The organism is Acinetobacter sp. ANC 5378 (assembly GCF_013004315.1).
Classification (GTDB): Bacteria; Pseudomonadota; Gammaproteobacteria; order Pseudomonadales; family Moraxellaceae; genus Acinetobacter.
On the sequence record NZ_JABERK010000053.1, the window covers coordinates 56,676 to 76,317 of the forward strand.

At 40.9% G+C, this 19,642-nt stretch carries 21 protein-coding genes, 4 tRNA genes and 1 riboswitch; of the genes, 21 read left to right on the forward strand and 4 right to left on the reverse strand.

Going from position 1 to position 19,642, the window contains the following annotated elements; all coding sequences use genetic code 11:
- Window positions 1-24 precede the first annotated feature (24 nt).
- Together HLH16_RS11820 and HLH16_RS11825 are read left to right on the forward strand one after the other, a co-directional pair.
- Window positions 25-1,056 carry an outer membrane protein assembly factor BamD gene (locus tag HLH16_RS11820; RefSeq protein WP_171529466.1) on the forward strand — a complete coding sequence of 344 codons (1,032 nt, stop codon included), beginning with the start codon at window positions 25-27 and terminating at the stop codon, window positions 1,054-1,056.
- 202 nt (window positions 1,057-1,258) lie between these two features.
- Complete coding sequence (locus HLH16_RS11825; RefSeq protein WP_171529467.1) at window positions 1,259-3,193, forward strand: DNA primase; 1,935 nt, start codon at window positions 1,259-1,261, stop codon at window positions 3,191-3,193.
- A gap of 34 nt (window positions 3,194-3,227) precedes the next feature.
- Here HLH16_RS11825 and hemA read toward each other — a convergent pair whose 3' ends face one another.
- Window positions 3,228-4,511, reverse strand: a complete 1,284-nt coding sequence (hemA, locus tag HLH16_RS11830) for a glutamyl-tRNA reductase (protein ID WP_171529468.1) — start codon at window positions 4,509-4,511, stop codon at window positions 3,228-3,230.
- 78 nt (window positions 4,512-4,589) lie between these two features.
- Here hemA and HLH16_RS11835 point away from each other — a divergent pair, with 78 nt between their 5' ends.
- The 12 genes from HLH16_RS11835 to ribB all read left to right on the forward strand — a co-directional run bounded on the left by HLH16_RS11835 (window position 4,590) and on the right by ribB (window position 11,782).
- A complete protein-coding gene (locus HLH16_RS11835) occupies window positions 4,590-6,302 on the forward strand; it encodes a tetratricopeptide repeat protein (RefSeq protein WP_171529469.1) in 1,713 nt (570 codons plus the stop codon).
- A gap of 8 nt (window positions 6,303-6,310) precedes the next feature.
- Entirely contained in the window at window positions 6,311-6,892 is a 582-nt protein-coding gene (gene lolB / locus HLH16_RS11840) for a lipoprotein insertase outer membrane protein LolB (protein ID WP_171529470.1), read from the forward strand.
- Window positions 6,893-6,914: 22 nt separating this feature from the next.
- Window positions 6,915-7,745 carry a 4-(cytidine 5'-diphospho)-2-C-methyl-D-erythritol kinase gene (gene ispE / locus HLH16_RS11845; RefSeq protein WP_171529471.1) on the forward strand — a complete coding sequence of 277 codons (831 nt, stop codon included), beginning with the start codon at window positions 6,915-6,917 and terminating at the stop codon, window positions 7,743-7,745.
- Window position 7,746: 1 nt separating this feature from the next.
- Window positions 7,747-7,821, forward strand: a tRNA-Gln gene (locus HLH16_RS11850).
- A gap of 27 nt (window positions 7,822-7,848) precedes the next feature.
- Window positions 7,849-7,923 (forward strand) — tRNA-Gln (locus HLH16_RS11855).
- A gap of 42 nt (window positions 7,924-7,965) precedes the next feature.
- Window positions 7,966-8,040 (forward strand) — tRNA-Gln (locus HLH16_RS11860).
- Window positions 8,041-8,131: 91 nt separating this feature from the next.
- Window positions 8,132-8,206 (forward strand) — tRNA-Gln (locus HLH16_RS11865).
- 36 nt (window positions 8,207-8,242) lie between these two features.
- A complete protein-coding gene (locus HLH16_RS11870; protein ID WP_131288821.1) occupies window positions 8,243-9,196 on the forward strand; it encodes a ribose-phosphate pyrophosphokinase in 954 nt (317 codons plus the stop codon).
- A 99-nt stretch (window positions 9,197-9,295) separates the two neighbouring features.
- The gene (rplY, locus tag HLH16_RS11875) at window positions 9,296-9,592 is read left to right on the forward strand and encodes a 50S ribosomal protein L25 (RefSeq protein WP_131288823.1); all 297 of its coding nucleotides are present in this window, start codon (window positions 9,296-9,298) and stop codon (window positions 9,590-9,592) included.
- 18 nt (window positions 9,593-9,610) lie between these two features.
- Entirely contained in the window at window positions 9,611-10,192 is a 582-nt protein-coding gene (gene pth, locus HLH16_RS11880; protein ID WP_171529472.1) for an aminoacyl-tRNA hydrolase, read from the forward strand.
- A gap of 145 nt (window positions 10,193-10,337) precedes the next feature.
- Complete coding sequence (panD, locus tag HLH16_RS11885) at window positions 10,338-10,718, forward strand: aspartate 1-decarboxylase (protein WP_131288827.1); 381 nt, start codon at window positions 10,338-10,340, stop codon at window positions 10,716-10,718.
- A 148-nt stretch (window positions 10,719-10,866) separates the two neighbouring features.
- A riboswitch (FMN riboswitch) is annotated at window positions 10,867-11,029 on the forward strand.
- Between the two features lie 93 nt (window positions 11,030-11,122).
- On the forward strand, window positions 11,123-11,782 hold the full coding sequence (ribB, locus tag HLH16_RS11890; RefSeq protein ID WP_171529473.1) for a 3,4-dihydroxy-2-butanone-4-phosphate synthase: 660 nt from the start codon (window positions 11,123-11,125) through the stop codon (window positions 11,780-11,782).
- Window positions 11,783-11,960: 178 nt separating this feature from the next.
- On the opposite strand, the gene HLH16_RS11895 is transcribed toward ribB, so the two are convergent.
- Window positions 11,961-12,446, reverse strand: a complete 486-nt coding sequence (locus HLH16_RS11895; RefSeq protein WP_171529474.1) for a DUF1289 domain-containing protein — start codon at window positions 12,444-12,446, stop codon at window positions 11,961-11,963.
- 204 nt (window positions 12,447-12,650) lie between these two features.
- Between HLH16_RS11895 and trhO the strand changes: the two genes are divergently transcribed.
- The 4 genes from trhO (at window position 12,651) to HLH16_RS11915 (ending at window position 15,247) form a co-directional block, all read left to right on the forward strand.
- Window positions 12,651-13,583 (forward strand): oxygen-dependent tRNA uridine(34) hydroxylase TrhO, encoded by a 933-nt coding sequence (gene trhO / locus HLH16_RS11900; RefSeq protein WP_171529475.1) that lies wholly within the window; start codon window positions 12,651-12,653, stop codon window positions 13,581-13,583.
- Between the two features lie 225 nt (window positions 13,584-13,808).
- Entirely contained in the window at window positions 13,809-14,093 is a 285-nt protein-coding gene (locus HLH16_RS11905; protein WP_171529476.1) for an FUSC family protein, read from the forward strand.
- 85 nt (window positions 14,094-14,178) lie between these two features.
- A complete protein-coding gene (locus HLH16_RS11910) occupies window positions 14,179-14,793 on the forward strand; it encodes a DedA family protein (RefSeq protein WP_171529477.1) in 615 nt (204 codons plus the stop codon).
- Between the two features lie 37 nt (window positions 14,794-14,830).
- Entirely contained in the window at window positions 14,831-15,247 is a 417-nt protein-coding gene (locus tag HLH16_RS11915; protein ID WP_171529478.1) for an ABZJ_00895 family protein, read from the forward strand.
- 58 nt (window positions 15,248-15,305) lie between these two features.
- On the opposite strand, the gene HLH16_RS11920 is transcribed toward HLH16_RS11915, so the two are convergent.
- Together HLH16_RS11920 and HLH16_RS11925 are read right to left on the reverse strand one after the other, a co-directional pair.
- Window positions 15,306-15,830: a YecA/YgfB family protein gene (locus HLH16_RS11920; protein ID WP_171529479.1), complete on the reverse strand. Its 525-nt coding sequence runs from the start codon at window positions 15,828-15,830 to the stop codon at window positions 15,306-15,308.
- Between the two features lie 69 nt (window positions 15,831-15,899).
- Entirely contained in the window at window positions 15,900-16,109 is a 210-nt protein-coding gene (locus HLH16_RS11925; RefSeq protein ID WP_067723989.1) for a PA3496 family putative envelope integrity protein, read from the reverse strand.
- Between the two features lie 373 nt (window positions 16,110-16,482).
- Between HLH16_RS11925 and rpoD the strand changes: the two genes are divergently transcribed.
- The 3 genes from rpoD to lipB all read left to right on the forward strand — a co-directional run bounded on the left by rpoD (window position 16,483) and on the right by lipB (window position 19,596).
- Window positions 16,483-18,369, forward strand: a complete 1,887-nt coding sequence (rpoD, locus tag HLH16_RS11930) for an RNA polymerase sigma factor RpoD (RefSeq protein WP_171529480.1) — start codon at window positions 16,483-16,485, stop codon at window positions 18,367-18,369.
- A gap of 116 nt (window positions 18,370-18,485) precedes the next feature.
- On the forward strand, window positions 18,486-18,773 hold the full coding sequence (locus HLH16_RS11935) for a YbeD family protein (protein WP_067724198.1): 288 nt from the start codon (window positions 18,486-18,488) through the stop codon (window positions 18,771-18,773).
- Window positions 18,774-18,936: 163 nt separating this feature from the next.
- Entirely contained in the window at window positions 18,937-19,596 is a 660-nt protein-coding gene (lipB, locus tag HLH16_RS11940) for a lipoyl(octanoyl) transferase LipB (protein WP_171529481.1), read from the forward strand.
- Window positions 19,597-19,642 lie beyond the last annotated feature (46 nt).

Here is a 19,642-nt window from a genome sequence, read left to right on the forward strand (position 1 = left end):
GCCCGTATTAACAGAGGAATTTTTATGTCGTTACCACGTTATAAAATGACAATGCTTGCTTTATCTTTAGGCATTGCGTCGGCAATAGTGGGCTGTAGCAGTAATCCAAAGAAAGATGTTGTGGACACAGGACCACAATCTAGCGAGCAAGTTTATATTCAAAAAGCTGAAAAAGCCCTTGAACGTGGTCAATATACTGACGCGGCTAAGCACCTTGAAGCGTTAGATACTTATTACCCTACAGGTGATTATGCGCAACAAGCACAATTAGAATTGTTGTACGTTAAATTTCAACAAAAAGATTATGAAGGTGCAATTGCCCTTGCCGAACGTTTTATTCGTTTAAATCCACAGCATCCAAATGTGGACTATGCCTACTATGTTCGTGGTGTCGCGAATATGGAACAAAACTATGAGGGTCTATTACGTTATACCTCATTAAAGCAGGCCCATCGTGATGTCAGCTATTTAAAAGTGGCTTATCAAAACTTTGTCGATTTCATTCGTCGCTTCCCATCGAGCACCTATGCAGTCGATGCAGCACAGCGTATGAAATTTATTGGTACAGAGTTAGCTGAAGCCGAGATGAATGCAGCGCGTTTTAATATCAAACGCAAGGCATGGTTAGCTGCAGTTGAACGCTCACAATGGGTGGTTGAACACTATCCACAAACGCCGCAAGTGCCTGAAGCTTTAGCCACAATTGCCTATGGTTATGACAAACTAGGTGATACTCAAACTTCAAAGCAATATATTGAAGTGTTAAAGCTCAATTATCCAAACCTGGTTAAAGCGGATGGTAGCGTGAATCTTCGTGCTGCACGCAGTGAAGGCAGCTGGATTAACCGCGCAACTTTAGGTGTATTTGGACGTGAAGCGCAGACTTCAACAGAGGCAGAGCAGCAACAAAGCTCTGCAGATGGGGAAAAACGCAGTCTCACCAATCGTTTAAGTTTTGGTTTGTTAGATCGACCACAAACTGAAAGCAGCATTCCTGCACCGAAACAGGAAACGATTGAAGAACCGACGACAGAAGAAGCGCCAGCAACTAAATAAGCCGAGCTTATTGTTCGCATTTTCATGAAGGGCAAGTTATCATACTTGCCCTTTTGCTATTTTAACGGATCATATTGATCATTTTGTGCAAAAGGTATACAAATTAACTTTTAACAGCTGATGCACTTTTAATTTACCTAAATTCTGACAGCCTATTTGTCAGCCATTTTTAATAGATAGATCACAACTCGATTGCATACGTATGGCTATTCCTCAACACACGATTGATCAAATATTAGATCGAACAGATATTGTCGATCTGATTGGTCAGCGCGTGAAACTTAAGAAAACCGGTCGCACCTATTCAGGTTGTTGCCCTTTTCATCAGGAAAAATCGCCCTCGTTCCATGTTTATCGGGATAAACAGTACTTTCATTGCTTTGGTTGTCAGGCTAACGGTAACGCCATTCGCTTTTTAATGGATATTGACGGTCGTAATTTTGTCGATGTGATGAAAGATCTATCCAGCCAAACCGGCATTGAACTTCCTAAAGATAATCACGATTCAACCAAACTCAAATACAAACGTGAAGCAGCGAAGCCTCAGCCTGTTGCGAAAAAAGTTGAACCCAACCCTCAAAATGCTTCGGTGAATTTACAACAAAATTCTAATGTCCCATCACCGATAGCAATCGATCACGACCCTTTTGCAGAATTCCAAATGCAAGAGGATGCGTTCTATGGCAATGATCCATTTGCAGCGTTTGATCAAGCGACAGCAGCATTTGAAGATATCCCTCAAGACGGTAACTTATACGATTTATTGGAAAATATTACGCTCTATTATGAGCAGCAATTACCGCATAGTCAGACTGCACAGCAATATTTCAAACAACGCGGTTTAAGTGCTGAAACTATTGCGTATTGGCGTTTAGGTTATGCACCTGAAGATTGGCAACACCTTGAAAAAGCCTTCCCTCAAGACATAGAGGGTCTAAAGTTACTCGGGCTGATTCGTACCAGTGACAGCGGTCGTGGCTTCGACTTGTTACGTGACCGTGTGATTTTCCCGATTCGCGATTCTAGAGGTCGTGTAGTTGGCTTTGGTGGTCGTGCTTTAAATGACGAAATCAAACCCAAGTACATCAACTCGCCAGATTCTGATGTCTTTCATAAAAACCGACTGCTGTATGGTTTATATGAAGGACGCAAGCAAAAAGCTCAAGACTGGTTGATGGTTGAGGGTTATATGGATGTCATTGCCTTGCAGCAATATGGCATCTATGGGGCTGTAGCGACCCTAGGGACCGCCAGCAATACCGAACACTTGGATATTTTATTCAAGCATAATCAACGCATTACCATTGCTTTTGATGGCGATGCTGCGGGACAAAAAGCGGCACGTCGTACTTTAGAAATTGCTCTGCCATTATTAAATGATGGTCGTGAACTCAAGTTCTTCGTACTCCCCAATGATCACGATCCAGACTCGCTCATTCGTCGTGAAGGTTTAGAAAACTTCCAACGCATGTTGCAAGCTGCACCACTTTTATCTGAGTTTATTTTTGCCTATTTAACCCAGAACCATAACAGTACATCGCCTGAAGGTAAAAGTCAGGTCATGGGCGAACTCAAACAACTCACTGAACTGTTGCCGAAACATGGTTCTTACCGTTATTTGTTGCAGCAATATTTCCGTGAAAAGCTCGGTTATAGCCGTAAATGGCAGCCGCAAGTCAACAATGACGCGTATTTAAGCTTTAGCACCAAAATTGATGCCGAAGAATATGTGATTGCAATTTTGATGAATCACCCTTATTTGTATATTCATTTTGAACCGCTGAGTGCTTTAATTTCACAAGATCAATTGCTGTTTAAAATTTTGAATATCTTTAATGTGATTTTTGATGATTTACCGGATGATACTGAATTATCGCAATATTATGTCTTAGGTGCATGTGCAGCGTACCACCATGAATTACAGCATATTTTACAGAATGCGAATGTCAGCGATTACACGTCATCACCCGAGCAAGCAGATAAGCTTGCAGCGGATTTATCAACAAAATTACAGTATGAATATCTAACGAAAAAGATGAAATCGAAAAAATTTAGCAGCATTGCAGAAATGAAGAATCTGAAACTGCGCATTTCTGAGATTGCAAAAAAAAGGGCACTTACCCTTATAGAAGAATAAGTGGCCATACGCTAAAACTAAAAAAATTAATCAATTATTTTTTGATTTTACGACGCTTTGCAAAGATATCTTCCAAATCATCACGCATCCATTCAAAACAACTTGGATCTTCAGCTTTCGCCGCTTGGCGTAATAAAATAGAAGTAGGATGGAGTAATTTTTGGGTTAAGCGATGCGAAAATTCCTGTAGAACCTGCTCGGCATTTTCACCTGTGGCAATTCGAGACATCGCCAGAGCTAACTCTTCCTGTCTCAGCACTTCGCCTTGTTCACGATAAGCATGAATGGTACTGCCCGCTCTATTGATTTTTTGCTGGGTGATCAATTCTGTGGCCAATTGATTGACCATCACTTCTGCTTCAACAGCCGCTTGACGACGTTGTGCAAGATTGTCATCAATTACACTTTGTAAATCATCAACGCCATATAAATACACGCCATCTAATGATTCTACTTTAGGATCAATATCACGCGGAACAGCCAAGTCCACCAACAGCATTTGTTGATAGCGACGTTTTTTTAATGCAGTTTTAACATCCTTGTAAGCGATGACCTGATGCAGACTTCCGGTACAGCTGGAAATCACATCTGCACGGTATAAATTTGCCGCCAACTCGGAAAAATCGATAATTTCAACATCTACACGATGGGCAATTTCCTGCGCCAATGTTTCAGCACGAGCACGCGTTCGGTTGCAAATCAGCACTTTACCCACGCCCATTTCAGCCAAATGTTTCGCCACCAAGCTATTCATTTCACCAGCTGCAACCACCATCACCGTCAGCTGTTCAGGCTTACTAAAGACTTGAAGTGCAAGTTGGGCAACTGCATAACCCATGGAAACTGCATGACTACCGACCGCAGTTTCCGAGCGAACGCGCTTGGCTGCGTAAAAAGCATATTCAAAAATTCGGTTTAAATTTGGAGAAACGGTATGCGCATCTTTAGCTAGAGAAAGTGCAGACTTTACTTGTCCTAAAATTTGCGGTTCACCCAGCATTAAGGAATCAAGACCGCTGGCCACCCGCATCAGATGCGTCACAGCCTGCGCATTTTCATAGCGATAGACATGATTTAACAATTGTTTAGCATCTAGGCCATTTGCCTGGGCGAGCCAATTCATTACCATGTCTGCATCTTCAGACATCGCGTAAACTTCAGTTCGATTACATGTAGAAACCACGACCATATCATTCAAGTCATGGTTTTGGCTTTGCTCGGCAAGCAGTTGCGTTAACTTTTCAGGGTTAAAAGCAATCTGTTCACGCAGTTCTACAGAAGCGGTTTGATGGTTGACACCCAATGCAAAGAAAGACATATCAGATCATCATTTCGCTAAATTTATGCTATTGTGCAATATTGGTGTCATAAAAAGCATTACTTGGATCAAGAAAAATTGCGTCAAACAAATAGCCGAATAAGCGGCGCGACAATTAAGCAATATTCTACCACATTCTTACTTGTGGGTAGCATGGCTTCGAGTGCTCATATTAGAGCATCCGGAGAAATTTATCATGCCAATTCAAACTATAATGCCATAAAACAAAGCATGATTGCTGAGTTTGCCCTGACATATCACGACATCCCAACAGCATTACATAACTACACCGTGCTTGCAATTAAAAGCAGTTCAACCACGGTGAAACAGCGTGCTTTAAATATTGCACTGGAACAAAATGACCTAAAAGCTGCACTCGACATTGCAACGCATTGGGTGGTTCAGGAACCTACCGATGTTCCGGCTTTATTTTATCTTTCACATATTGCCCTGAAATCGCATGAGTATGAACTGGCATCCGAAACACTCGATAAAATTTTAAATATTGACCCCAATGCAGACTTGGAAAAGATTCTGGTCGGAATTGCACCGGAACAACCTGAAGATCGAGAAGTTCTACTGGATGCATTAAGCAAAAGTAAAGAGCGAGACAACCCATCGGTTTTAATACTGATTTCAGGCCTGGAAGCGCAAAATGGGCAGTTAGAGCAAGCGCTTGTTACGGTTAATCGTGCACTTAAAAAACGTCCTAAAGTCACCGGCTTTATCTTAATGAAAGCCAATTTACTCAGTGCCTTGGGTGATGAAGAAGCCACCCTAAAATGGTATGACAGATCCAGTCACAAACATAAATCCAATCTAGAAGTTCGCCTGGCTGAAATTAAATATTTAATTAAAATTAATAAATCCAAGGAAGCACTGGATAAACTCGAAAATATACTCAAGAAATGGCCCCATGAGGAAGAAGCCCTCTTCATTGCAGGCTTAACCAGTATCGATTTAGAAGAGTATGAAAAGGCGGAAAAGTTTTTAGTTGAGCTTCGATATTCCAACCAATATCAAAACGAAGCTTATTATTATTTAGCCGTAAATGCCGAAAGAAAACAACATTTTGAAACTGCAAAAGCCTATTACCGCCTGGTGGATGGCAGTCTCTACACTGTTTCACGCCGAAACATGATTAATATTTTTTCAGAGCAAAAACAGCTTAGCGATGCGCTACGGTTTTTAACCCAGGAACGGGTGAACTACCCGCAACATGCCAGTTTCCTCTATCAGGCTCAGGCCGATATTCTAAAACGTATGGACAATAAAAAAGCAGCCATGCGCCTGTTAGATGAAGCCATCAAAAACATACCGGATGACCCTGAACTGATCTATTCAGAAGTGCTGCTGCTTGACCCTTATCAAGACCAGGATAAGCTTGATAAATTATTGAAAAAATTATTGGAAATTGAGCCAAATAGTCCAACCTACCTGAATGCCTACGCCTATACACTGGCGTTACAAAATAGACGACTGGATGAAGCCAGGCAGTATGTTGAACATGCGTTGGAGTTTGCGCCAGAACAAGCTTCTATTTTGGATACGCTCGGCTATATCACCTTTTTACAAAACGACTTTAAAACCTCGGCGCTGGTTTTAGAAAAAGCGTATGAGATCAGTCAAAGTGTTAAAATTGGTGTGCGCTATGCAAAAGCGCTATATATGCAAGGCGATCTGACAAAATTTAATCAGGTGTTACAACAATTACAAAAAAAACACCCCAATGATCCTCAATTAGAACAACTTAAATCGTTATTGTTACCGCCACACCTGAAAAAGAGTTAATGATCTTTATGCGTATTTTTTCAAAATTCAGCTTAACCCTGATTGCCACAAGCACACTGGTTCTGACAGGTTGCCAGCAATATACGCAACCTCAAGCTCCCAACGTTTCCCAAATACCTGAAGCAGCAAACAATTTTAACCTGCAAGGTAAAATTGGGGTAAAAACACCAGGACAATCTGGCAGTGCATTTTTTACCTGGGTACAACAACAGGATGAATTTGACATCGAGTTAAGCGGAATTTTAGGGGTGGGTAAAACGCAAATTTCAGGCATTCCAGGTCAAGTCACCTTAAACAGTGCCAAAACGGGACTCATTCAAGCTGAAACGCCGGAAGAATTACTGGAACGTGCCACTGGCTGGCAAGCACCGATCACCCATCTGGTGGATTGGGTTCAAGCCAAGCCTGCAACCACACAAGCGACAATTAGCAAAGATGAAAGTAATCGTCCAATCCAGTTTTTGGAAGATGGCTGGACTGTTGATTTAAGCTATAACGCTCAAGCGCAATTACCGAATAAATTGATTTTGAAGCAGACGCTTGAATCCGGTCAGGAAAACCGTATTACAATGGTCATTCAAAACCGCTAAATCTTAAAAAGTTCAAAATTCTATGATTCGTGTTCCCTCTCCTGCCAAGCTCAATCTTTTTTTGCATATCACCGGTCGTCGTGACAATGGCTATCATAAATTGCAAAGCATTTTCCAACTGATTGATCTAACTGACTGGCTAGAATTCACTCAAACAGATGACTTGACGATTTCAATTGATGGTTTGAGCAGTGTGGATTTAGAACAAAACCTGATCTACAAAGCCACACAAATTTTAAAACCTTATGCCAAACAGCCAGGTGGCTTAAAAATCGCCATCGAAAAGAACATTCCGATGGGTGCAGGACTCGGAGGTGGCTCCTCCAATGCGGCCACCACCCTGATTGTGGTGAATCAATTGTGGCAGTGCGGTCTAAATATTGAACAACTGGCTGAGTTAGGTTTAAAACTCGGTGCCGATGTTCCTATTTTTATCCATGGTCGTAATGCATGGGCAGAAGGCATTGGCGAACACTTAACATTCATAGACTTAGATCAAAAACAATACATTGTGTTAAAACCTGACTGTTTTATCAGCACTCAACTGCTTTTTTCACAAAAAACGTTGACAAGAGACACGAAGCCTACTAAATTTTGCGCCTATCAGTTAACGCCATTTAATTTTGGAAATAACTTTGAGCCTTTGGCAAGAAGTCTATATCCTGAAGTGAATGAAGCGATGCAGTATTTAGACCAGTTCGGTATTGCAAAACTTACAGGTACAGGTGCTTGTGTTTTTACTGAAGTAACTGCTGATATGAATATTGATGAGATTTTAGCTCATTCACCTTGTAAAGCTTACTTGGTCAATAGTTTAAATGAATCACCATTACGTCATTTCAAGGTTATGTGATAGGGGCGTCGCCAAGTGGTAAGGCACCGGGTTTTGATCTCGGCATCCGTTGGTTCGAATCCAGCCGCCCCTGCCATCATTTTCATCTGTAGATTACTGTATTAGGGGCGTCGCCAAGTGGTAAGGCACCGGGTTTTGATCTCGGCATCCGTTGGTTCGAATCCAGCCGCCCCTGCCATTTAAACCAGTCGTTTAAATGAAGATTACAGTGATCAAATTTAGGGGTATCGCCAAGTGGTAAGGCACCGGGTTTTGATCTCGGCATCCGTTGGTTCGAATCCAGCTACCCCTGCCATTTTCTCAAAAAAGACAGAACAGAGTTTGCATGTTCATTTGTTAATTTACCTTGACATAGAACAGTAAAAATATTAAAGTTCTGCCGCATTAGGGGCGTCGCCAAGTGGTAAGGCACCGGGTTTTGATCTCGGCATCCGTTGGTTCGAATCCAGCCGCCCCTGCCATCTATTTTCAAACATTCCAACCGCCAAGGGTGCTTCATGCCCAATCTTGTCGTTTTTAGTGGAACTGCACATCCACAATTCGCCCAAAAAGTCGTAAGCCACCTGCACATTCCTTTAGGTGCAGCATCTGTAGGTCATTTTTCTGACGGTGAAATTGCTGTCGAAATTACTGAAAATGTTCGTGGTAAAGACGTATTTCTCGTACAGCCTACTTGTGCCCCAACGAATGACAACCTTATGGAAGTCCTCGTTATGGCCGATGCTTTACGTCGTGCAAGCGCAGGTCGTATTACTGCTGTCATTCCTTACTTCGGATATGCTCGTCAAGACCGTCGTCCTCGTTCAAGCCGTGTGCCAATCACTGCAAAAGTTGTAGCAGATATGCTGACAACTGTAGGTATTGACCGCGTTGTAATGATCGACCTTCATGCTGACCAGATCCAAGGTTTCTTCGACATCCCTGTAGACAATATCTACGGTACTCCTGCGTTACTTGCTGATCTTCGTCAACAGCAACACCATAATCTTATGGTTGTTTCTCCAGACGTTGGCGGTGTAGTGCGTGCACGTGCTGTAGCTAAGCAAATGGGTGATATCGATCTCGCAATCATCGATAAACGTCGTCAAAAAGCAAATGAATCACAAGTGATGCATTTGATTGGTGATGTGAAAGATCGTGACTGCGTAATCGTGGATGACATGGTGGATACTGCCGGTACTTTGTGTAAAGCTGCTGATGCACTGAAACAATTTGGTGCTCGCCGTGTGGTTGCCTATGCAACTCACCCTGTACTTTCTGGTAAAGCCCTTGAGAATTTGAAAAATTCTGTACTCGACGAACTTGTCGTAACAGACACTATTCCTCTTTCTCAAGAAGCATTAGAACTTGGTAAGATTCGCCAAGTTTCAGTCGCTAGTATGGTTGCTGAGACAATTCGTCGTATTAACAACGAAGAATCTATTAGCGCAATGTTTGATAGTTATCTATAATACAGCGCTAAATTTTAAAAGCCCTGCCCTCTGGTAGGGCTTTCTATCACTGAACTGGTCGAAGGTTCAGTCAATTAAACTCAATGAGGAAATGTCATCATGGCAAACTTCGTATTAAATGCAGTAGCTCGTGACGAATCAGTACAAGGGAAAGGTTCGAGCCGCCGCCTTCGTTTAGAAAACAAAGTTCCAGCAATCATTTACGGTGGTGAAGCTGCTCCTGTAACTGTTACTTTAGAACTTCGTCAACTTATTAAATTTCTTGAAGACAATTCTTTCTTTGAAGAAGTGATTGAAATTCAAGTGGGCGACAAAGTTGAAAGCGTTAAAATCCAAGCTTTACAACGTCACCCAGCTAAAAACACGCCAATGCACGCTGACTTTAAACGCGCATAAGTGTTAACGGTATAATTAGTGTCAAAAATTTCGCTAATTGTCGGTTTGGGCAATCCTGGTAAGGAATATGCCCAAACCCGCCATAATGCAGGTGCCTGGTTCGTTGAACGGCTTGCAGAACAATATGGCATTTCCCTCAAAGCCGATCCTAAATTCTACGGAATCAGCGGTCGCGGTAATATTGAAGGTCAAGACGTTCGTCTGCTTTTACCCACAACCTTTATGAATGCCTCTGGCAAAAGTGTTGTGCCCTTCGCAAAATTCTATCAAGTTGCCCCAGAAATGATGCTGATTGCGCATGATGAACTGGATATGGATCCCGGTGTAATTCGCCTAAAAACAGGCGGTGGTCACGGTGGTCATAATGGTTTACGCGATATCGTTCCGCATATAGGTCCTAATTTCCATCGTTTACGTATTGGTATTGGTCATCCTGGTGCAAAAGAACGCGTATCCGGACATGTACTCAGCAAAGCGCCTAGCAGCGAACAAAATTTAATGGATGATGCCATTGCTCACGCTTTATCTCGCATTAAATTGCTGGTAAATGGTGACATACAGCAAGCCATGAATCAAATCAATGCTTATAAACCAAACTGATCAATCCATAAATTGTTGAACAATCCTTCTTGCCATGATGCTTTTTTCAGAGCAAAATGCGTTTTCTGCGGATTACTGATCCAGTAAGAAGTGATTTGATTTAACCATAAGATAAAATCTTAGCTCGACTAAGGAGACGCCAGCCATGCTATCTCGTTTATTAAAATGCAAAATTCACCGTGCTCAAGTTACTCATGCGGAACTTCACTACGAAGGTTCATGTGCAATTGATGGCGTACTTATGGATTTAGCAGGTATTCGTGAATATGAAGAAATCCACGTATGGAACGTCACGAATGGTAAACGCTTCACCACTTATGCAATTCGTGGTGAAGAAAACTCAGGCATTATTTCAGTCAATGGTGGTGCTGCACATCAAGCTGACGTCGGTGATTTAGTAATTATTGCAACCTTTGGTGATTTCACTGAAGCTGAAGCGAACGCACATAAACCACGTCTTGTGTATGCTAACCCAAACAATACTGTAAATCACACTGCGAACTGCATTCCTGTTCAAGTGGCTTAAAATTTAAAGATATTAAAAGCTCGCAATACGCGGGCTTTTTTATTGTCTGCTGATTTTCACTTTATTATTCACAGAATTACTATCGATATGACTGATTAATCTATAGAAAGCTGCGCCCTTGATTAAAAACGGGTCTATAATAACTGCACATCGCTTCAGGGCGGGGCGAAATTCCCCACCGGTGGTAAATTCAGCTTGTATGTGCAATGACTGAATCAGCCCACGAGCCTGTCAATTTTATTAAAAAATTGACTCGCAGATTTGGTGAGAAACCAAAGCCGACGGTATAGTCCGGATGAAAGAAGACGACGTAACGGATATTTATATTTGATATATCGCTGCGACCCCATTTCTGCATCAGTCCTGAAATGTTCAACCGTATTTTATTTTACGAGAGCGTTTCAATGTCTAGTTTGATTCAACCCGAAATTTTCTTTTCAGCCCTTCCCCCAGCTGAACAACGTGTTCAAAAAGCATTAGAAGATATCCGCCAAGGCAAACCGGTTTTGGTCATGGATGATTTTGATCGTGAAAATGAAGCCGATTTGATTGTTGCTGCAGAGACACTGACTGTTGAAACCATGGCACGAATGATTCGTGATGGTTCAGGTATTGTCTGCTTATGCTTAACGGATGAATTGGCTAATCACTTGGAACTTCCGCCGATGGTGACAGATAACTCAAGCCAGTTTAAAACCGCATTTACTGTAACCATTGAAGCAGCGACCGGTGTAACGACTGGTGTTTCAGCCAAAGACCGCACCACCACAATTAAAGCTGCAATCAAAGATGGTGCTGTAGCCAGTGACTTAAACCGTCCAGGTCATGTCTTCCCTTTACGTGCCCGTGATGGTGGTGTACTCACCCGTCGTGGGCATACTGAAGGTACGATTGATTTAGCACGTTTAGCCGGTTTAAAACCTGCAGGTGTCTTGTGTGAGTTGACCAATCCGGATGGCACTATGGCGTCTGGCATTCAAGTTTTGGCTTATGCACAAAGCCATCATTTAACCGTGATTACCATTGAAGAAATTGTGCAGTATCGCTTAACGCATAATCTTTAAGATTAATAATAAAAAAGCCCCGACTTTAGGGGCTTTTTTATTATTCAGAATATTAGAATAAGGTCGCAATCATGATAACGACAGTCATGCAGTACAACAGGTATTCTGCGATATTCACTTTTTAAACTCTTTAACAATCACTTTTAATTTTTTTAAATTTCAAATAAAAATGATGTAATTAATCTTCTTCTATCATCTGTAGTAAATTATGGCTAATACCATCGGCACGTAAAAAAGCGAAATCATAACTTGCTGTTGCTAGAGCCAGTACCCGACGTTCAAATTCCTGCCAGAGGGGTTTTACCTGTTTATCCTGAATCCCTAAACCGCTTTCTTCAGCTAAATTTTTATTCTTTTCACAAATTTTAAGGGCGTGATAAAGCTTGCGTCCTTTAGAGGCATCATCACGTAAACGTACCCGTTTAGACAAAACAAAGCCTTCCACATGACGTAAATCGGCATGCGGTAACATCGGCACTAAAATTTGATCCAGTTGCGCATCCAGACGCTTCCAGACCGCAGTGTGCTGTTCAGATGTGTAAGTATTCCACTGAATTACCTCATGGTTAAAACGACGGCAACCACGGCATACTGAATCACCAAATACCGTAGAACAACGCCCTGCACATGGGGTCAAAGAAGCAATTCGACGGTCAGTACTCAAAACACACTCCTACACAACTGAGAAATCAATAAAATCATCTAACAAACGCTTTTCACTAAATATCGATTTGATAAATAACAACCTATAACGGCATCTTTCGCTTAATAACCATATTTTAGTTATGGTTTTCTCGCTTATTCATACAATTCACGTTAAAATACGCGCCTTGAATTTTGTCCTATCATAATACATTTGGAGTATTCCATGAACGCTACTGTAGAACAGCTTGCACCTGTAGAACAGCAAGCGACCACAAGTTGGGTTGTTGCAGCACTATATCAATTTAAAGAAGTTCAAGATCCAGCCGATCTTCAACAACGTCTTTTAGACTTGGTCAACAGCATTAACTTGTGTGGAACTCTAATTGTAGCCGGTGAAGGTATTAACGGTACTGTGGCTGGGGATCGTCAAGCAATTGATCAAATTCATGCCTTTCTTTTGAATGAAGGCTTTAACGCTATGGAGTACAAAGAATCTCATAGCGATGAAAAACCTTTCCGTAAAATGAAAATCAAGCTCAAAAAAGAGATTGTAACTTTAGGTGTAGAGGTTAAACCACGCGACTTAGTCGGTCATTACCTAGATCCTAAAGAATGGAATGAACTGATTGCACGTGATGACGTAATCCTGGTGGATACGCGTAATGACTACGAATATAAAGCCGGTACATTTAAAGGTGCGGTTGACCCTAAAACAGAAACTTTCCGTGAATTTCCAGAGTATGTAAAACAAAACCTTGCACAACATAAAGACAAGAAAATTGCCATGTTCTGTACAGGTGGTATTCGTTGTGAAAAATCAACCTCATTATTGCTTCAAGAAGGCTTTAATGAGGTCTATCACCTGAAAGGCGGTATTTTAAAATACCTGGAAGAAACCCCTGTTGAAGAAAGCATGTGGGAAGGTGAATGCTTCGTATTTGATGGTCGTACTGCGGTTACCCATGGGGTAGAAGAAGGTCAGAACATTAAATGTCATGCATGTGGATGGCCTTTACTTCCTGAAGAAGCTGAACTTCCAAGTTACGAACATGGTGTGTCGTGCAAATACTGCATCGAAAAAACCTCAGAACAACAGAAAGCCGGTTTCCGCATGCGTCAGTCTCAAATTGCAGCAGCTAAACGCAAACGTCTGTAAGCTCTGATTTGTAATGTTATATAAAAAAAGCCCTCTTTTGAGGGCTTTTTATTTACCTAAAATAAACAATAGATAAGAAAAGATCACCAAGTTTCACCATTAATGCATGCTAAGTCTCAAATAATTTGATAATCTGGGGTTAAAATTAAAAATAAAAATAAAAACATAACCCATTAATTTTTAACGCAAAAAAGTTAATTTATAACGTGAAAAAGGAGTTAAATTATGCCAAGATCAATTAGCCGTTCAGTCAATTATGCGAAGCGTGTTCACCTTATTCGTGAAAAAAACCATCAAAAACTAGAAGAAATAAAAATGCTTTTAGATAAACAATCACATCTTTTTATTGTGATCTTAGGGGCTGTTATTGGCACTATTTTATCGATCTTTATTGCCTACCACTTAAAACCCAATCTGTTTGAATATGCATTGCTTAGTGTGATTCCTTTTGCGCTTTCGTATAGCTTAAGAAAGGTCTATATCCACACACTGGTTCATAGCCAAGAATAAGCAAATTTAATTACTTGGCTTTACTTTACCCTGCAATTAATACACTTTAGGATAGTTTAGATATCATTATTATTTTTATAAACTTATGAATCTGACTGAATGGATTATTTCCATTATGGAACAATTGGGCTACCTTGGTATTGCCCTGCTCATGTTTCTCGACAATATTTTTCCTCCCATCCCCTCTGAAATCATTATGCCGTCCGCTGGCTATTCTGCATCACAAGGGGAGCTACTTTTAGTTGGCGTGATTATCGCGGGTTGTATAGGGTCTCTGATTGCTGCCGCTATACTATATTGGATTGGCTATAAGTTTAATCACGACAGTATTTTTCGTTTTGTAGATCGCTACGGAAAATATCTTTTTATAAAATCTCCAGATGTGAAAAAATCACTCGACTGGTTTGAGCACTATGGTCACCGGATTGTTTTCTTTGGACGCATGATTCCAGCTGTTCGTTCGCTGATTAGCATCCCTGCGGGCATGAGCCACATGCCCTTCTGGAAGTTCATGTTCTACAGTGGTCTAGGTACGATTATCTGGACGACATTCTTAGCTTGTGTGGGTTTTTATTTTGGCGAAAACCAAGCCTTGATGCAGAATATTTTTAGCCAAGTTAGCCATATTATTATGGGCATTGTAATTGCCATCGTTGTCTGGGTTCTTTACCGCAGGTATAAACATAGAATTAAAGCATAGTCATTATTTAAAAATTGGTATTTGGGGTCATGGGTTCATGAAACATTATTTATTGTACTTTGCTGCTGTATATAGCATTGCATTAGTGCTACTCATTACAGTATTTATTTTTGGTTTAAATTTAGCAGGTATTGCTCTTCTACCCACGCTGATTGCTACAGCACTTATTTCGGCAGGTCATTTTGTTAAACGTGAACATCGACTCCCTACCACTGATGAAAAAATCCAACTGGTTTGGGGTTCAAGTGCAATTGCCATCATTATTGGCAGTTTTTTCATGTTTTTCTTAGTGCTCATCAATCCAAATGCTGAGCAAATTTTAAATTCGGCTGATAATGCAGGTTTAGGACTTTCAGCCCTCATTATGTTGTGTTTAGCCGCCATACATGGCGCTGTATTTCATTTGGCTTATGGCTGGTATGCGAATTTGACCGCACGCAAGTTTAATTTATAAGTTGGTTATAATCGGTCTAAATAAAAAAGCACCATAAGGTGCTTTTTTATTTAACGAATTAATTTGGTGTGTGATACATCAAATAAATTTCATTTAAATTTTCTGGAATTTCTTCAGCAATTTCGTCCATAAGCTGACCATTGCGACGGAAAGATTCCATTTGTGGGTCTTCGTCATCCACACCACTAAAGACCATCATTGGTAACGTTAAATCTACCAACTGTTCTTCATGTTCAGGTGTAAACCAGGCATCTTCGTTTAAGAACATTGCATCGACAAAGCCAACACTCCAGTCGCCTAAACTTGATTCAACATCAGCTTCTTCAATTTCAAAAGGAAATTCAATTCCTTCTTCATTGGCTAAGTTTTGACGAATTACTTCTAACCATGCTTTTACTTGTGCAATCATTTCAGCAGGAACTTTCTTTTGATTGTTATCGAAAAGTTCATCGAGCCATTTATCAAAAGCTGGTCCAACCGCAGTTGCACATAAAAAACCATGAGTTGCCGCAAAATCTAGACCATGTTCATTTTGGTCGCCGTCTAGATATTCGCTCAATAAGTCTAAATCTAAAGCACTCATTTAAAATCCAAGTTCAGTAAAATAACTGCGGATAGCATAGCATTTTAGCCAGCTATGCTAAATCACAATTTAGTCTTCTTCATCGTCAAAGTCGTCATCATCATCCAGATCATAATCAAAATCTTTCAGTTCACGCTCCAAACGACGTTGTGCGAGAAGGTCATCAATGAGACGACGTTTTTCCAAAGACTCTTTAGCACTAATTTTGCTTGAGGCTTCATCAAAGCTAACATCATCATCACTGAAGCTATCGTCTAGTTCAAAATCTGTAGAAGACACTAAAACTACCTCATGGTGAAAAAAAGTGAATGGGTCTAGGCGCTATTTATCTTTGTTCCGAATTCTTGTCAAGTTTTTTTTATTTTTTTTATAAAACAACCTCAATTTACTCTTGTTTTTTGACCCTAAAATTGTGTATTTATTAGCATGTAAAATTATATTCAAAATGTGGACGGAAAACCTAGTATATTTTGAATGCAATCCTTTAGCCGGACTTGAAAAAAAAAATTCCAGCCCAATATTGAAAATAATTGTTAAATCAAAGTCATCTTTCCAAATGATACTTGAGCAATCAATTCAAAACAATTTTAAGCGAATTGTGCTATCATGCACGGTTTTTCACTGCCACAGATTCAACGAAGAGTAAGCAAAGATGAGCGATATGACTTCCCCTACTTCGCAAGTAGCGGCTCTGATTAGCCGAGGCAAAGAGCAAGGTTACTTAACTTACGCTGAAGTTAACGATCATCTCCCAGACTCGATTACGGAAAGCGAACAGATTGAAGATATTATTCAAATGCTTCAAGACGTCGGCATTCCAGTGCATGAACGTGCGCCTGAATCTGATGACACCATGTTCGACGGTAATAATGCGGAAGCAACCGATGAAGTCGCTGAAGAAGAAGCGGCAGCTGTTCTTGCTTCGGTTGAAAGCGAACCTGGTCGTACCACGGATCCAGTACGTATGTACATGCGTGAAATGGGAACGGTTGAACTTTTAACGCGTGAAGGCGAAATTAGCATTGCTAAACGCATTGAAGAAGGTATTCGTGACGTTCTTCACTCTATTGCGTATTGGCCAAATGCAGTTGAAGTTGTATTAAAAGAATATAACGATGTTGCCGAAGGTGAACGTCGTCTTGCTGATATTTTATCTGGTTATTTAGACCCAGAATCTGATGAAGAAATTCCAGAAGTTTTAGAAGAAGCTGAAATTATTGTTGAAGAAACTGAAGCTGCATCTAAAACAACCAAAGATGTAAAATTGGATGATGACGACGAAGAAGAAGCTGAAAGCGATGATGATTCTGAAGCCGAGTCAGGTCCAGATCCAGAAATTGCCCGTGTTCGTTTCACCGAATTGGAAAATGCGTGGAAACTAACCAAAACCGCCATTGAAAAGCATGGTCGCGATAGCAAACAGGCTGAAGAAGCGCAGCAAGCACTTGCAACCGTATTCATGATGTTCAAGTTTACGCCGCGTTTATTCGACATCATTTCTGAAATGATCCGTGGCACGCATGAACAAATTCGTACTTCTGAACGTGAAGTGATGCGTTATGCAGTACGTCGTGGTCGTATGGATCGTAACCATTTCCGTACTTCGTTCCCGGGGCAAGAATCAAATCCAGCCTGGTTAGACGAACAAATTGCAAAAGCACCTGCTGAGCAAAAAGCTTATTTAGAAAAAGTACGTCCAGATGTGCTTGCATTCCAACAAAAGATTGCAGACATCGAAAAAGAACTTGGTCTTGATGTTAAAGGCATTAAAGACATTTCTAAACGCATGTCGATTGGTGAAGCCAAAGCACGCCGTGCGAAAAAAGAAATGGTTGAAGCAAACTTGCGTCTGGTTATTTCGATTGCGAAAAAATATACTAACCGCGGCTTGCAATTCCTTGACTTGATTCAAGAAGGTAACATCGGTTTGATGAAAGCCGTAGACAAGTTTGAATACCGTCGTGGTTATAAATTCTCGACCTATGCAACTTGGTGGATTCGTCAGGCGATTACCCGTTCGATTGCCGACCAGGCACGTACCATTCGTATTCCAGTACACATGATCGAAACCATTAACAAGATCAATCGTGTATCACGTCAGCTTCTTCAAGAAATGGGTCGTGAACCGACACCTGAAGAATTGGGCGAACGTCTGGAAATGGACGAAGTTAAAGTGCGTAAAGTACTCAAAATTGCCAAAGAGCCAATTTCTATGGAAACGCCGATTGGTGATGATGAAGATTCGCATTTGGGTGACTTCATTGAAGATGGCAACATCACATCTCCAATTGATGCTGCAACTTCTGAAGGCTTAAAAGAAGCGACTCGTGAAGTGCTTGAAAACTTGACTGAACGTGAAGCGAAAGTCTTGAAAATGCGTTTTGGTATTGATATGCCAACCGACCATACTTTGGAAGAAGTAGGTAAACAATTTGATGTAACACGTGAGCGTATTCGTCAGATTGAAGCCAAAGCATTACGTAAATTACGTCATCCTTCTCGTTCTGAACACTTACGTTCATTCCTGGAAAATGACTAATTCTTGATGATACCGATGGGGGCTTGAAAACCAATCGAGCATCCCCATTTAGTATTCAGAAGACATATAACGCCTGCATTCATGCAGGCGTTTGATATAAGGGGACTACTATGACCATGTTAGACCGTACGCCATCTCGCGAACTTCGAGAAGATCTTTGGGTTTTCCCTATGGATTATCCAATCAAACTGATTGGCGAAGCGAGTGATGATTTACATGTCGCTGTTGTAGAAATTTTAGTGAAACACTTCCCTGACTTTGATAGCACGAGTATTAAAATTCAAGCATCTCGCACAGGCAAATATCACTCTTTAACTGCACAACTGCTTTTCTTGGAGCTTGAACAAGTTCATGCGCTTTATGCCGATTTAGCCGCATGTCCATTGATTAAAACCGCACTTTAAGAAAAATTTAAAAACACGCTCAAAAGCGTGTTTTTTTATATATAGAAAAAGATTTTCTTCCTTCCAATAAAAATGGCAAATCATGGATGGATCGTCCCCTATCCAACTATGATTTCATTATAATCATTCACAATATTTAAACTTTTTTAAGGACGCACTTTACGTGACTGATGCTGTTCTAAAACCAACACTGATTATTCGTCAATTTAACCAGCTCACGCCCTATCTTGATCGTTTTCAGGACATGAAAAGCCTGACTGAAAACCGTGATGAAAACACCCCGGATGAACTGTGGATTTTGCAGCATCATGAGGTTTTAACTCAAGGTCAAGCCGGAAAGCCGGAACACATTCTGATGCCCAGTAACATTCCTGTGGTACAAACCGATCGTGGTGGTCAAGTGACTTGGCATGGGCCGGGTCAACTGGTTGCCTACTTCATGTTTGACCTCAACCGTTTAGGCTGGAATGTCCGTACTCTGGTGTCCTATGCAGAAAACTTAATGATTGAACTGCTGAAGAAATACGGGATTGAAGCCTATGCCAAACCGGATGCACCTGGGGTCTATGTCGCGGAACGTAAAATTGGTTCTTTAGGCTTTAAAATCCGTAAAGGACGCAGCTATCATGGACTCGCTCTGAATATTGATTGCGACCTGACTGGCTTCCATACCATTAACCCATGTGGTTATGCCGGTTTGGAAATGGTTCGTGTCATGGACTTGGTTCCGAACTATCCGCACTTTAATGATTTATGTACAGATATTATTGAAACTTTTAATAACAGCGGTTACTTTAATCAAGTCCAGGTCATGCAACAATAACTTTGCTTTTGACATAAAAATAAATTAGAGTATTTACTCTAAATTA

Bases quoted from the DNA above. Each gene is read 5' to 3' on its own strand.
- HLH16_RS11820 (WP_171529466.1), top strand. From the start codon at position 25: ATGTCGTTACCACGTTATAAAATGACAATGCTTGCTTTATCTTTAGGC.
- HLH16_RS11825 (WP_171529467.1), top strand. From the start codon at position 1,259: ATGGCTATTCCTCAACACACGATTGATCAAATATTAGATCGAACAGAT.
- hemA (WP_171529468.1), bottom strand. From the start codon at position 4,511: ATGTCTTTCTTTGCATTGGGTGTCAACCATCAAACCGCTTCTGTAGAA.
- lolB (WP_171529470.1), top strand. From the start codon at position 6,311: ATGCGTATTTTTTCAAAATTCAGCTTAACCCTGATTGCCACAAGCACA.
- ispE (WP_171529471.1), top strand. From the start codon at position 6,915: ATGATTCGTGTTCCCTCTCCTGCCAAGCTCAATCTTTTTTTGCATATC.
- HLH16_RS11870 (WP_131288821.1), top strand. From the start codon at position 8,243: ATGCCCAATCTTGTCGTTTTTAGTGGAACTGCACATCCACAATTCGCC.
- rplY (WP_131288823.1), top strand. From the start codon at position 9,296: ATGGCAAACTTCGTATTAAATGCAGTAGCTCGTGACGAATCAGTACAA.
- panD (WP_131288827.1), top strand. From the start codon at position 10,338: ATGCTATCTCGTTTATTAAAATGCAAAATTCACCGTGCTCAAGTTACT.
- ribB (WP_171529473.1), top strand. From the start codon at position 11,123: ATGTCTAGTTTGATTCAACCCGAAATTTTCTTTTCAGCCCTTCCCCCA.
- trhO (WP_171529475.1), top strand. From the start codon at position 12,651: ATGAACGCTACTGTAGAACAGCTTGCACCTGTAGAACAGCAAGCGACC.
- HLH16_RS11905 (WP_171529476.1), top strand. From the start codon at position 13,809: ATGCCAAGATCAATTAGCCGTTCAGTCAATTATGCGAAGCGTGTTCAC.
- HLH16_RS11910 (WP_171529477.1), top strand. From the start codon at position 14,179: ATGAATCTGACTGAATGGATTATTTCCATTATGGAACAATTGGGCTAC.
- HLH16_RS11915 (WP_171529478.1), top strand. From the start codon at position 14,831: ATGAAACATTATTTATTGTACTTTGCTGCTGTATATAGCATTGCATTA.
- HLH16_RS11920 (WP_171529479.1), bottom strand. From the start codon at position 15,830: ATGAGTGCTTTAGATTTAGACTTATTGAGCGAATATCTAGACGGCGAC.
- rpoD (WP_171529480.1), top strand. From the start codon at position 16,483: ATGAGCGATATGACTTCCCCTACTTCGCAAGTAGCGGCTCTGATTAGC.
- HLH16_RS11935 (WP_067724198.1), top strand. From the start codon at position 18,486: ATGTTAGACCGTACGCCATCTCGCGAACTTCGAGAAGATCTTTGGGTT.